This window comes from Paenisporosarcina sp. P5_A11 (assembly GCF_056400705.1).
In genome coordinates, this window is record NZ_JBFUKT010000025.1 from 16,917 (window position 1) to 29,094 (window position 12,178).

Annotated in this window: 15 protein-coding genes and 1 pseudogene; 9 read left to right on the forward strand and 7 right to left on the reverse strand. The window is 39.7% G+C overall.

Annotated features, from left to right (window positions below; translation table 11 throughout):
• Positions 1 to 4 precede the first annotated feature (4 nt).
• Both AC1DOS_RS06535 and AC1DOS_RS06540 read left to right on the forward strand, forming a co-directional pair.
• On the forward strand, positions 5 to 979 hold the full coding sequence (locus tag AC1DOS_RS06535; RefSeq protein ID WP_477536844.1) for a CaiB/BaiF CoA transferase family protein: 975 nt from the start codon (positions 5 to 7) through the stop codon (positions 977 to 979).
• A 76-nt stretch (positions 980 to 1,055) separates the two neighbouring features.
• A pseudogene (locus AC1DOS_RS06540) lies at positions 1,056 to 1,217 on the forward strand (AMP-binding enzyme); the annotation flags it as partial.
• Positions 1,218 to 1,385: 168 nt separating this feature from the next.
• On the opposite strand, the gene AC1DOS_RS06545 reads toward AC1DOS_RS06540, so the two are convergent.
• From AC1DOS_RS06545 to AC1DOS_RS06555, 3 genes are all read right to left on the reverse strand, one after another.
• A complete protein-coding gene (locus tag AC1DOS_RS06545) occupies positions 1,386 to 2,741 on the reverse strand; it encodes a YjiH family protein (RefSeq protein ID WP_477536845.1) in 1,356 nt (451 codons plus the stop codon).
• Between the two features lie 177 nt (positions 2,742 to 2,918).
• On the reverse strand, positions 2,919 to 3,614 hold the full coding sequence (gene bshB2, locus AC1DOS_RS06550) for a bacillithiol biosynthesis deacetylase BshB2 (RefSeq protein ID WP_108586168.1): 696 nt from the start codon (positions 3,612 to 3,614) through the stop codon (positions 2,919 to 2,921).
• A 15-nt stretch (positions 3,615 to 3,629) separates the two neighbouring features.
• Positions 3,630 to 3,980: a YojF family protein gene (locus AC1DOS_RS06555; protein ID WP_477536846.1), complete on the reverse strand. Its 351-nt coding sequence runs from the start codon at positions 3,978 to 3,980 to the stop codon at positions 3,630 to 3,632.
• 217 nt (positions 3,981 to 4,197) lie between these two features.
• Here AC1DOS_RS06555 and AC1DOS_RS06560 point away from each other — a divergent pair, with 217 nt between their 5' ends.
• The gene (locus tag AC1DOS_RS06560; protein WP_477536847.1) at positions 4,198 to 5,085 is read left to right on the forward strand and encodes an ABC transporter permease subunit; all 888 of its coding nucleotides are present in this window, start codon (positions 4,198 to 4,200) and stop codon (positions 5,083 to 5,085) included.
• The gene (locus AC1DOS_RS06565; RefSeq protein ID WP_477536848.1) at positions 5,082 to 6,113 is read left to right on the forward strand and encodes an ABC transporter permease; all 1,032 of its coding nucleotides are present in this window, start codon (positions 5,082 to 5,084) and stop codon (positions 6,111 to 6,113) included. The genes AC1DOS_RS06560 and AC1DOS_RS06565 overlap by 4 nt, the downstream gene beginning before the upstream one ends.
• Before the next feature lie 302 nt (positions 6,114 to 6,415).
• Here the strand turns inward: AC1DOS_RS06565 and pdxK are convergent, their stop codons facing one another.
• Together pdxK and AC1DOS_RS06575 are read right to left on the reverse strand one after the other, a co-directional pair.
• Positions 6,416 to 7,249, reverse strand: coding sequence for a pyridoxine/pyridoxal/pyridoxamine kinase (gene pdxK, locus AC1DOS_RS06570; RefSeq protein ID WP_477536849.1), 834 nt, complete (start codon positions 7,247 to 7,249; stop codon positions 6,416 to 6,418).
• A gap of 63 nt (positions 7,250 to 7,312) precedes the next feature.
• Complete coding sequence (locus AC1DOS_RS06575) at positions 7,313 to 7,573, reverse strand: hypothetical protein (protein WP_108586163.1); 261 nt, start codon at positions 7,571 to 7,573, stop codon at positions 7,313 to 7,315.
• 115 nt (positions 7,574 to 7,688) lie between these two features.
• Between AC1DOS_RS06575 and AC1DOS_RS06580 the strand changes: the two genes are divergently transcribed.
• The 5 genes from AC1DOS_RS06580 (at position 7,689) to AC1DOS_RS06600 (ending at position 11,387) form a co-directional block, all read left to right on the forward strand.
• On the forward strand, positions 7,689 to 8,435 hold the full coding sequence (locus AC1DOS_RS06580) for a DUF4230 domain-containing protein (protein ID WP_477536850.1): 747 nt from the start codon (positions 7,689 to 7,691) through the stop codon (positions 8,433 to 8,435).
• Positions 8,436 to 8,440: 5 nt separating this feature from the next.
• Positions 8,441 to 9,115, forward strand: coding sequence for a uracil-DNA glycosylase (locus AC1DOS_RS06585; protein WP_477536851.1), 675 nt, complete (start codon positions 8,441 to 8,443; stop codon positions 9,113 to 9,115).
• 55 nt (positions 9,116 to 9,170) lie between these two features.
• Entirely contained in the window at positions 9,171 to 9,431 is a 261-nt protein-coding gene (locus AC1DOS_RS06590; RefSeq protein WP_477536852.1) for a YwdI family protein, read from the forward strand.
• Between the two features lie 57 nt (positions 9,432 to 9,488).
• On the forward strand, positions 9,489 to 9,869 hold the full coding sequence (locus tag AC1DOS_RS06595; RefSeq protein ID WP_477536853.1) for a DUF423 domain-containing protein: 381 nt from the start codon (positions 9,489 to 9,491) through the stop codon (positions 9,867 to 9,869).
• A 612-nt stretch (positions 9,870 to 10,481) separates the two neighbouring features.
• Positions 10,482 to 11,387 (forward strand): acetamidase/formamidase family protein, encoded by a 906-nt coding sequence (locus tag AC1DOS_RS06600; protein ID WP_477536854.1) that lies wholly within the window; start codon positions 10,482 to 10,484, stop codon positions 11,385 to 11,387.
• A 109-nt stretch (positions 11,388 to 11,496) separates the two neighbouring features.
• On the opposite strand, the gene gerQ is transcribed toward AC1DOS_RS06600, so the two are convergent.
• Both gerQ and AC1DOS_RS06610 read right to left on the reverse strand, forming a co-directional pair.
• Positions 11,497 to 11,847, reverse strand: coding sequence for a spore coat protein GerQ (gene gerQ / locus AC1DOS_RS06605; protein WP_477536855.1), 351 nt, complete (start codon positions 11,845 to 11,847; stop codon positions 11,497 to 11,499).
• 18 nt (positions 11,848 to 11,865) lie between these two features.
• On the reverse strand, positions 11,866 to 12,178 hold a 313-nt coding region (locus AC1DOS_RS06610), incomplete at its 5' end, for a cell wall hydrolase (RefSeq protein WP_477536856.1).

A 12,178-nucleotide genomic window follows, 5' to 3' on the forward strand; every position in this document is an offset into this window, starting at 1 on the left:
AAGTATGAAACCATTGGAAAAAATTCGCGTGTTAGATATTACGTATTACTTGCCTGGGCCTTTTTCAACAATGCGTCTTGCCGAAATGGGAGCGGAAGTAGTGAAAATTGAACCGCCAGGAGGAGATCCAGCGTTTTCCATGAGTGGTGGGGCAGTTCATCGCGCGAATAATCGGGGGAAAGATATTCTCAAACTGGATTTGAAAACTGAACATGGTAAAGCGGAGCTTGTACAACATATTAAACATGCAGATGTTTTGCTAGAATCGTTCAGACCAGGTGTAATGGACCGACTTGGATTTGGTTATAAAAAAGTGAAAGAAATAAACCCATCAATTGTGTACTGCTCAATAACAGGATATGGAGTGGACGGTCCTCTTGCGAATTTTGGTAGTCACGACTTGAACTATCTTGCTTTATCAGGTGTTCTTTCACAGATAGCAGACAGTAAGGGGAAACCAATAGTTCCAAAAAATACATTGGCGGACTATGCAGGAGGATTTGCGGTGAGTGAAGCCATATTAGCGGCACTAGTTCAACGTTTTCGAACGGGGGAAGGTTCGCAAATACAAGTTGCTATTGCAGATGCAATGGCAACTTTCCAAGGAACTAATCTGGAATATTTGATTTCTGGCATATCAGGTGATGGTATTCCTGAAATAGATGGATCTTATGTTTCGTACAATATTTATGAAACAAAGGATGGGCGTTATGTAGCTTTAGCTGCGCTAGAGCCAAAATTTTGGACAAATTTTTGCTTATTTGCCAAACGTCCTGATTGGATTTCTTATCAATTTGAACGCACTGAAAGTAAGGAACATCAGAAAATAACAGAACTTTTCGCATCACGTACCTGGGAAGAATGGTACCAAATTTCACTAGAAACTGATTTTTGTTTAACACCTGTTTTGCGGCCAGCGGAGCTCAGTCAGCATCCGCATTTTGCAAACAGAGGGAATCTCGTTTCTTTAAAGTGTTGATTTGGCAACGTATTCAATTTTGAAACGAATAAAAGGAGATGGATTGGCATGATGCAAACCCCAAGGCTACGAAAACCAAGTGACGAAAGAAGATTTACTATCTTACTTAGAAGATCAATTTGCCAAGTGGTGGGTACCGGATGATGTGGTGTTCTTAAATGAAATTCCAAAAACCTCCGTCGGTAAGTTTTTGAAAGCATCACTACGAAATGATTTGGCCAAAATCTATAGTGCATGATAAAAAGCTGTCTCTAAAGTCGCATCATTGCGGCAATAGGGACAGCTTTTTTAAATTGTTTAGTATCGATTTCTTTATGTCTAACTCAAAACGCCAGCTCGCAATTCCGCTTCAGAATAGAGTGGTACACCTCACGGCGGGCTAAAATGGCATTTTACATTTATCTAATTAGAACAATAAATGTGCAACACCAGCGATAATTGGTAAAGCAATTACTGTACGTAATATGAAAATTATTAATAAGTCTAAGAAGTTTACCGGGATTTTTGAACCAAGTAACAATCCACCAACCTCAGACATGTAAATCAGTTGTGTAACCGACGTTGCTGCAATTACAAAACGTGTCATATCAGATTCAATGATTTGTCCACCCAAAATAGCAGGGAGGAACATGTCTGCAAAACCAACGACCATTGTTTGTGCAGCTTCTGCAGCTTCGGGAACACCAAGAACCATTAATAACGGTTCGAACGGTTTGCCTAACCAAACAAATATATCTGTATAAGTCGCAAGCATCAACGCAATCGTACCAAATGCCATCACGACTGGTGCAACACCCATCCACATATCCAATACGTTTTTTAAGCCGTCGGACATGAATTTAGTGAATGAACGGTTTTTATCTGCCGTTGTCAAAGCGTTTTCCAGCCCATGACTTACAACATTATAGCCCTCAGGCAATGTTTCTGCATGCTCATCGTATGGACGTCCATCTACGTATTCTTCAGGTTTGCGTGATAAAGGGTAAATTCGAGGCATGATGAATGCCAAAACAACTCCAGCTCCAAGAACTGTCGCATAATATGGAATGAAATAGCTACCCAGTCCAAGCTCTTCAAGAACGACAATCGAGAAAGTAATCGACACCACTGAGAACGTAGTTCCAATGATTGCTGCTTCTTTTTTCGTATAAAAACCATCTTCATACTGCTTACTTGTCAATAAAACACCAATTGTGCCATCGCCAATCCAAGAAGCAAGCGCGTCAATCGAAGAACGGCCAGGTAATTTGAATAGAGGACGCATTATTTTTACCATCATGGTACCAAAGAACTCAAGTAATCCGAAGTTTAAGAGTAGAGGTAAAAGAAGTCCTGCAAATAAGAAAATGGTGAATAAGAACGACAATAWACCAGTTGGGGAAAGTAATAATCCACCGGTATCTCCACTACGCACGGCTTCAGGACCGATATTTGCTACAACCATAACAGCAAATATTGCACCTACAACACGCACAATAGTCCAAAACCAGTTGACTTGGAATAACTTTTCGAAAAATGTTTGATCTTCGGGGTTTGAATCTTTCATGAACTGGTAGATGATTGAACCAAGTGCAGCTAAGAACATAACAATCGTTACAGTCCATGGCATAATGGGTTCAACAAAACCTGCAACTATGTTAGCTAAAATCGCCACAGGTATTTTCCATTCGCCCTCGATTTTGAATGGAATCATGAATAATAATATTCCAATAATTGAAGGTATTAGAAACAATAACCATGTGGAAAGTGAAAACTTCTTCAAAAATGAGTCCTCCTAAGATGTATAATTATTCAACTTCTCTAGTAATGATACTTGCCGAAGCCCAAAAAGTCCACATTTGTATTTATTCCTTATTATTCCACAACTTAAACAGTAAAAATCCTGAAAGACCCATATTATGTGGAATCTCCAGGATTTCATTAGGAAATACTTGTAGAGTTAGAATGTTTCTTCAAAATCTTCATGCCAGCGGTAATTATAGAACCGCTCATAGGTAAACCAGTTCTCAGCTTCAGGTTCTCCTTCAGCTAAACGTTTATCCATTTCAGCTAACATCCAAGCCGTTTGTGAAATATGAGCACGCATTGCGCCCATCTTTTGATCTCGTACTTCCTGAATATCATGAACGACATCAGGTTCTCCAAGATCATCCTTTGTATTATTTGCAAACGCTACCGCATACAATTTCGGACGCAGATTCTCATCCATACGGCGAACAGCACGTACGACCGCACGAGCCGTCGCTTCATGATCTGGATGCACTGCGTAGTTCGGATAAAACGTAATGATGAGTGATGGGTTCGTTTCTTCAATCAGCTTCGTCATCATTTGAACCATTTTTTCATCATCTTCAAACTCTACAGTTTTATCCCGCAAACCCATCATGCGTAAATCGGTCAAGCCCATCGCTTGTGCGGAAGCAATCAATTCATCTTTACGGATATGTGGTAAAGACTCACGCGTCGCAAAAGGTGGATTTCCTAAATTACGTCCCATCTCGCCTAATGTTAAACAAGCATATGTAACCGGAGTTCCCTGTTTGATATACATGGAGATGGTACCGGAAACGCCAAATGCTTCGTCATCTGGGTGAGGAAATACAACGAGTACGTGTCTTTCTTGTGTTAAAGTCATATGATTTCCTCCTTCTTAATACGTAAATGGTGTTTCGCTAATATGAAGTGCCACCGCTAATTTTCCAGTTTGATCGTGTCCTGCCATCAAAAGGCGGCCATGTTCATCCAACTCAAAATGCGTGATTCCTTGAGCATACACCCAACCATGAGGCAATTTTAGGCCCACGCGATGTGGACTTTCACCAGCTACTTTACCTAGTTCGTACTGAATGACAATATTGCGAATAAATGCACCTGCATTAAAAACCGTCTCATCAAAGTGAGATGCGTATGCACCGTTTGTCGTTTCAAGGTGAAGATAAATATCTTTATTAGCAAAGGAATTTAATAATCCCTGCAATTTCTTAACGTTTACAACTTCCATTAGATAGCCTCCTCATAACTCAAAACTTCTACAACTTAGTATAAAGAAATCTTCCACACAAAGCGATTAGCATGCTCGGAAACATAAAAAGTATCTTTAAAATGCCATGCACTTTCTGTAATATGCCATCACAATTATATAAAATCTTTTCGTTGCACGAAATGATATATGGTATTATCAAAATATCTGAATTTTAGAACAGTAGGAGGTTTTAAATATGAAAGGCTTTTTCAAGTGGGTAGTTCAATTCGTTGTAGCATTGATTAGTATCTTGTTAATCAGTGGTGCACCACAATTGATTACTGGATTCCAAAAAGGCGAATTGCTATGGGAAGAATACATAGAAACGCTCCAATTTCATATGAAATCGCTTTGGGATTTCCGAGATTTAAGCGTCGATTATTACATCGGACGAGGAGAAGTACGCCAAGTACCTGTCTTTCCGCAACTCTTTGAAAATATCAGCTATTCATTGCAACTTCTATTCTTAGCGCTAGCAGCAGCCATTATTATCGCTTTAATTGGAACTTTTATTACGATGTTATTGAGCGAGAAATCAAGAGCACACGTTAAACTGATTTTTTATTTTTTGGAGTCATTTCCTGACATCTTAATTATTTTATTAGCCCAATTGACAGTCGTCGTTATTTTTCAACAAACCGGCGTCTTGGTATCTAAAATTGCAGTTATCGGAGACGATAAAATCTACTGGCTGCCAGTTTTGTGTTTAATGATTCTACCGATGATTCAACTATATCGATTGAGCATGCTGACGTTTGAAGCTGAAGAACRTCAAATGTATGTGGAGCTTGCAAAATCATTAGGATTTGGAAAAGCATTTATCTTATTCTTACATATATTTCGTAATGCGATCATCAGTGTGTTTTTCCAATCGAAAAAAACAATGTGGTTTATGTTATCAAATCTCTTTATTCTCGAATTAATGTTTCATATACCTGGCATTATGTATTACATGTCTGAAAACTTGAGTGGAATATTATTTTTAGTCACCGTACTAAGCTTCTTTTTACCGGTTTTCTTATTATTTAGTTTAGGAGAATGGTACTTCATTCGCCGAATGAGTAGGGGAGGTGCAACACTTTGAAATCAGTATGGAGACAACCTCTATTTCTTATTGGATTTGGCATCGTCGCCTTCTTTTTAGGTGGAAGCTATGTATTTGAATGGATTTTTGGAAATGTGCCAAAGCAAACATTTTTCATTGAGGAAAACGGACGTGCAGTTGAAGGGCCACCAATTTCTCCAAGTTGGATGCATCCCCTTGGAACAGATCAATTCGGTTATGATATGTTAGCGAAAATCATGCTAGGGGCAAAGTACACAATCTTGGCCGCAATGGCTGTTGCTGCATTACGTATGTTGATTGCCATTCCTTTGGGATTTATAATAGGCACGTATTTTCAGCGTCAACGTGCTTGGATAAATGCTCTAATTGATCCAATACATTACGTTCCAATGACGATTTTTGCCGTCCTCCTACTAACACCGATTCTGTGGATGCCTGAGGAAGGATTTTCAACGACCATAAACGAAAGAATCATCTTCCAAGTCATTATCATGGCACTCATAACGGTACCAATTGTTGCCACATTAATCGGAAACGAAGCCAATCTTTTGTACCATCAAGAATATATATTGGCTGCACGAACATTAGGTGCAAGTCGCAGACGCATTATCATACGCCATCTAACACCTCAACTACGTGAAAAAATGCTGGTGCTTTATGGCCAACAAGTGGTTGAATCGCTCATTGTATTTGCCCATCTAGGATTGCTCCAATTGTTTTTAGGAGGAACAGACGTCGACTATGACCCGATGTTTGGAGATCCACCTAAATCGATTTCATTTGAATGGGCAGGCATATTCGGTAACTCCTTCCAATATCTTCAAGGGGCACCCTGGCTACCACTAGGACCAGCCGTCAGTTTTGCCCTTGTCATATTAGCCATTGCTGCAATGATCGAAGGCTACACAAGAGCAATAAATGGCAAAGTAAAATTAACAAAACGTAAAAAAATGGCCTTTGTCTCAGAAGAAACAATTGAATGGAACCAACAACAACTGAAATCCAAACTGATTTTGTTGAAAAAAGATATGACCGCATCTAAATAAAGTGAAAAATAAAGGTTGCCGGATAAAACGGTAGCCTTTTATTATGTGTTGATGACACTCTACTTTCGAGATTCTAGAAAAACTCGATTCCAACTTGGCGTCCCTTTTTTCCAACTTGGCTCTCAAATTTTCCAACTTGGCCTTCAAAATTTCCAACTTGGCCTTCAAAATTTCCAACTGAGCAATCGCTCAACAAAAATTCCTCCAAAAAACGTCAAGTGAGCGATAGCATGTGGGGCAAAACGCTTCAATTTAACAAAAAAAGTCATCCGAAATGTGATTCCGGATAACTTTTCGTATGATTAAACTTCAGAAGTTGTTACTTCAGGTGCGCCAAAGCGATTTTTTGCTCCGTGCATGACTGGACCAACATATTCATTTAACTTCCAACCGTTTGCGATAGCTGCTGAAACAAATTTCTTCGCTTCAATAATGGATTCATTTACCGCTAAGCCGTTCGCCAAGTTAGCAGTTACTGCTGCAGCAAATGTACAGCCAGCACCATGGTTATAAGTGGTAGCTGTCTTTTCTGATTCAAGCAAAGTATAAGTAGATCCGTCAAAGAACAAATCAACTGCTTTATCATGCTGCAATTGTTTGCCACCTTTAATGACTACGTTTTTAGCGCCAGCTTCATGAATTTTAACAGCTGCACGTTTCATATCGTCGATTGTTGTTAACGTACCAAGACCTGAAAGTTGTCCAGCCTCGAAAAGGTTAGGTGTAACAACCAATGCACGTGGAAGCAATGACTTCACGATAGCCTCAACGTTTTCAGGGAATAGCGCCTCATCTTCACCTTTACAAACTAATACCGGATCAATAACAACTTTCTCAAGACCAGAACTATCAATTGCTTCAGCTGCTGTATGAATGATTTCAACAGTCGGTAACATACCAGTTTTAATAGCATCTACGCCAGTCGAAAGAGCCGTTTTTAGTTGAGCCTTCAATGTATCAACTGGAATCGGATGGATGCCATGGCTCCAACCATTTTCAGGATCCATTGTCACGATTACTGTCAAAGCATTCATCCCATATGTGCCGTGCTCTTGGAACGTTTTTAAGTCTGCTTGTATGCCTGCGCCACCTGAAGTATCAGATCCCGCGATCGTTAATGTTTTTTTCAAAGACATATTTTGACCCTCATTTCATAAAGTTTCTATATTCTATCGTACCAAAAATTAATGGGAATTCAATTATTGGAGCTTATCTGCGCGTAACAGTTGAATTGAAATAAAGGCTAAACCTAGCGTGAAAATTAAAGTAACCCCTCCGGCAATCCAGTAACGCTGCGAAATGAGTCCAAAACTAATAAATGCGAATAACAATACAACCACAAACATACCAATCGTAAAACATCCAAAACCTAGTGTTTTCGCACGTTCGGGTACTTGACTGACTTCCTTTGTCGAGCGTTCTACTTTACGCATTTTTTCTCGCCACTGATAATCCGCCATTCGGCATCACCTCTGTAAATATCCTATCATTYGTCTGATGGTTGTACAATTTGAAATTTTCCCTTATCGTAAACGTACGAGAGTCATTGACGAAAAGATAGAAAAGGGGAGAACGATGTCAAAAAATCAGAGAATAAGAGAAATTGAAAAGTTACTTGAAGAATTAAAAGCGCAAGATGAAGTAGCCGTTTCAGTAGATAGTGTTCAGCGACGTACATCTGGATTTTGGCAAGTCGGCTCACTTTTCATGTCGATTTGGAAAAGAAAATTCTTATGGTTCCTTACAGGGTTAATTGCACTTATCCTCGTCATTCCTTTCGTTGCATTTTGGATGATTCAAGGAAGTACCTTTACAGAAAATAAGGGAGCTTTTTTAGAGAAAATTCAAGCGTTAAATGAATTAGCAACTGCAGAAGCTTATACAAAAGTAATTATTGAACGCCAAGATAATGCGATTTTAGGGAAAGAAATTGGACTCGATTTACCTGGTACCAAACGTCAATTGTTAGTGGTCATTCCTGGGTCTGTAAAAGCCGGCATTGATTTCTCGAAACTCCAAGAAGACGATATCGTGCTCGATGAAGAAGCAAAAACAGCCACACTTACCTTACCAAGAGCCGAGTTTTTGGGAGGCCCTGAAATATTCTTTGATCAAGTCGAAGTATTTTCATATGAAGGACTATTCCGTGAGAAAGCCGACATTTCAGAAGCTTATGAACTGGCAGAAGAAGCGGAAAAACTAATGATGGAAGAAACAACTGGACAAGGGGTATTAGAACTTGCCGAAGAAAACGCAGCACAGTCTGTTGCAGAGATGTTTTCATTGGTTGAGTATGAAGTCACGGTTGAATTCGAGGAGTGAAGTTTGTGGAAAAAACAATATTTGAAAATGATTGGCAACAAGTACTTGAAACAGAATTCGACAAACCTTACTATCTACAATTACGCGAGTTTTTGAAACAACAATATACTAGCGAAACCATCTACCCAAAGATTGATGATTTATGGAGTGCTTTTAATGAAACAGCCTTCAAAGACGTCAAAGTCGTCATAGTTGGACAAGATCCATACCACGGTCCAGGTCAAGCACATGGAATGAGCTTTTCAGTCCAAGCGGGCGTTAAACATCCCCCGAGTTTACGAAACATGTTAAAAGAACTGACTGATGACCTCGGATGTGAAATCCCATTAGAAGGAACGTTGACTAAATGGGCACAACAAGGTGTCTTCCTTTTAAACACAGTTCTAACCGTTCGAGCGAGTGCTGCACATTCGCATAAAGATCAAGGGTGGGAACTGTTTACAGATGAAGTCATTCGAAAACTTTCACAGCGCGAAACTCCTGTGGTTTTTGTATTGTGGGGAAGACCCGCGCAATTGAAACGGAAATTAATAGACACATCACGTCATGCCATTATTGAATCTGTACACCCAAGTCCGTTAAGTGCATATCGTGGGTTCTTTGGAAGTAAACCTTATTCCAAAATTAATAAGCAACTAAAAGAGTGGGATTTACAACCAATAGACTTTTGCTTGAAGTAGCTTTCATGGTAAAGTGAACTCTGACAAGAAGACGTGAAAAGGAGAGTGACACAACATGATTCCATTAAGTCGAGTTGTCACCGAAATAGAGAGACATGTATCCATTGCGAAAAGTAAAGGCGATGACCAAAGTATTCGTGAGTCTTTGCTAGCTATTCGTGCCTTGTGCGATGTAGCATTAGGCGAACAATCTGAAGTGAAGCCTTTAAGCATGCCAATACAAATCGCTCAAACCGCTCCAGCAGCTCCATCCATTTCAGCAGGCGAACGCATGAAAGAAGCAGACGCAAACGGCGATTCGTTATTTGATTTTTAACAATAACATCACCAGAATTATTTTTACTCATCCATTTATGAAAGAAGGAATAAATTCATGCCATTTTTTATCATTGCCGGTGCAGTTAACGCGTTTATTGCCGTTGCATTTGGAGCATTCGGTGCTCATGCATTAAAAGAAAGACTCTCTGAAAAATATTTAGCCATTTGGGAAACAGCCGTTCAATACCAAATGTATCATGCCATTGGATTAATCGTTATCGGAATCTTGATGAGCACGAATATCATTGGAAACGTATCACAACTTAGCTGGGCAGGCTATTTAATGTTAGCAGGTATCGTGATTTTCTCTGGCTCACTATATGTATTAAGCCTAAGTGGTATTGGTGTCTTGGGTGCAATCACGCCAATCGGAGGCGTAGCCTTCCTTTCAGCGTGGGTTCTCGTGGTCATAGCCGTAGTAAAACATACGAACTAAAGGTAAGCGTCCTCTTTGAGGGCGTTTTTTTTGTTGATGAGAGCCAATTGTGGTGTCACCGTTTATTATTCCTTTAAAGTAAGTGGCACTATCAATTTTGGAATCGCTAATCTTGAAAATAAAGTAAGCAGAAAGTGGCCGAAATATCATCTTCGGCCGAATATCTACTTAAAGATAGTATTTAATCTTTAGTAAACCAAACGCTTAACTGTGAGCGTCCAGGTTGTAAGGGAGCGAAGRAAGCACACCCGCCGCAGGAATGTTACCTAACAACGTTGTCGAAGAATATAAATTAGGGGGTTTGTACATTTGGTATTTTGAAAGCGAAAACGCTCTTGATAGTGAAAAAATAAAACTAATAAATAAAAATACGAAAGAACAGATAGATTCATTAGAATTTTAAATGCCCAATTCAGGATGTTATTGGTTATTCAATTAACAGAATATTTCAATACAAATGTATTGTATAATGCTACAATTAACTTAGAAACACTTGAATTTGAAGTGACTCAAAATTAGCTAGGTGTTAATCGCCTTTAAATAATAGTAGAAGATATAGATATAGTTCATCTAATATCATGAACAACCATACCAACTTGAAGGGAGGGGATTATGATGAAAACCATTTCGCGGGATGCTGGGATAATATATGAATTTAACGAGACGAATCAGCCAATTGCTACTGTAGCATCTGGAAGTACGGTACGTGTGGAAACGTACGATTGCTTCAAAAATCAAATAGGCTCGGAAGATATGGAACTTACTGATCTTGATTGGAATCAAATCAATCCTGCTACTGGACCAATTTTTGTAGAGGATGCAAAGCTAGGGGATGTATTAAAAGTTACCATACACACGATTGAAATCGATTCGCAAGGCGTTATGCTCGTTGGTCCAAATTTAGGTGTGATGGGTCAGCAAATTGAGAAAATGAGCGTCAAAATCTTACCAATTGAATACAATAAAATTCTGTTTAATGATTTGCAACTTCCTCTAAATAAAATGATTGGGGTAATTGGTGTTGCGCCAAGTGGACAAGGTGTAAACTGTGGAACCCCTGGAGCACATGGTGGTAATATGGACAATAAAATGGTAACAGAAGGAGCAACTTTGTATTTCCCAATAGCTGTCGAAGGTGCTTTGTTTGGATTAGGAGATTTTCACGCAGCGATGGGTGACGGAGAAGTAAGTGTCTCTGGAGTTGAAGTAGCGGGTGCTGCTACTGTCACACTTGAAGTCATAAAAGGGCAACATTTGGAGCAACCAATGCTTGAAAATGAAGAGAGCTTTACACAAATTGCTTCAGCCAAGACACTGGATGAAGCTTCAAAATTGGCTACACAACTCATGATTAATAGATTGGTAGAACGCACGGAAATGAACATTAGTGAAGTGACAATGCTGATGAGTGCGGTAGGACAACTAGAAATTTGTCAAGTTGTAGATCCACTCGTGACGGTGCGTTTTGTGGTTCCCAAATGGCTCCTTTCTCAACTGAAAGTTACGTTAATTGGATAATACACGACAAAACGCCCTTCCAAGAAGCAAAGTGGAAGGGCATTTTTAGATGGGGAGTTCTAGTTTCTAGAGCGACGATACCGGCTAGCAAAGCTTAATTGAAATAAAATTATGGTAAATAATTAATCTCTCCTTCAAACGTTACATAATCCAAATAAATCATCAGGAGTAAATAACGTTTCCCAGTTGCAGGCTCGCTTACAATGACATGATCGCGGCCAGCCGCTTCAATAACCCCAGTAACCACTTTTGCATTCCATTCACGGTTGTTTGGAAACGTTAGATAAAATGTTCCTACTTTCCCTTTATTAAGTCGTAAGATGTTCTCAATATAAGATTCTTCTTGTGCTGGTGGTAGCTGAGGTCGTGAAGCAGCCGGGATTGTCGGGGGCTGCATTTGTTGTGGTTGCATTTGTTGCGGTTGCATTTGGTATGAGGGATTCCAATAATATTGTACCAAGATATCATCCTTTCATAATTAAATATTTGGGCAATTTGCGGGAATTGGAGAAAAAAAACAATGCGCTTTGTAGCGTCCAGTGTTCGGCTGGTCATACCATGTGGCAGGGCAATCACCTGTAGGTTCAAAAAACCACAACGACCGAGTTGCTGGATGAAAACGTTCGCCTGCTATAACACGTCTAGCGAGTGCAATATCTTGTGGGCGAGCACGCTGATAAAAATACGATTTGGTGGTGGCTTCGAAACCACCGGGACTTTGGAATACCATGTCTTGCACGTTGCGAATTTGTTTAAAATCGAGACAATCGAAGCGCACGCGGTTCACGCCC

Bases quoted from the DNA above. Each gene is read 5' to 3' on its own strand.
- AC1DOS_RS06575 (WP_108586163.1), bottom strand. From the start codon at position 7,573: ATGGCGGATTATCAGTGGCGAGAAAAAATGCGTAAAGTAGAACGCTCG.
- AC1DOS_RS06580 (WP_477536850.1), top strand. From the start codon at position 7,689: ATGTCAAAAAATCAGAGAATAAGAGAAATTGAAAAGTTACTTGAAGAA.
- AC1DOS_RS06555 (WP_477536846.1), bottom strand. From the start codon at position 3,980: ATGGAAGTTGTAAACGTTAAGAAATTGCAGGGATTATTAAATTCCTTT.
- pdxK (WP_477536849.1), bottom strand. From the start codon at position 7,249: ATGTCTTTGAAAAAAACATTAACGATCGCGGGATCTGATACTTCAGGT.
- AC1DOS_RS06595 (WP_477536853.1), top strand. From the start codon at position 9,489: ATGCCATTTTTTATCATTGCCGGTGCAGTTAACGCGTTTATTGCCGTT.
- AC1DOS_RS06590 (WP_477536852.1), top strand. From the start codon at position 9,171: ATGATTCCATTAAGTCGAGTTGTCACCGAAATAGAGAGACATGTATCC.
- AC1DOS_RS06600 (WP_477536854.1), top strand. From the start codon at position 10,482: ATGATGAAAACCATTTCGCGGGATGCTGGGATAATATATGAATTTAAC.
- AC1DOS_RS06535 (WP_477536844.1), top strand. From the start codon at position 5: ATGAAACCATTGGAAAAAATTCGCGTGTTAGATATTACGTATTACTTG.
- bshB2 (WP_108586168.1), bottom strand. From the start codon at position 3,614: ATGACTTTAACACAAGAAAGACACGTACTCGTTGTATTTCCTCACCCA.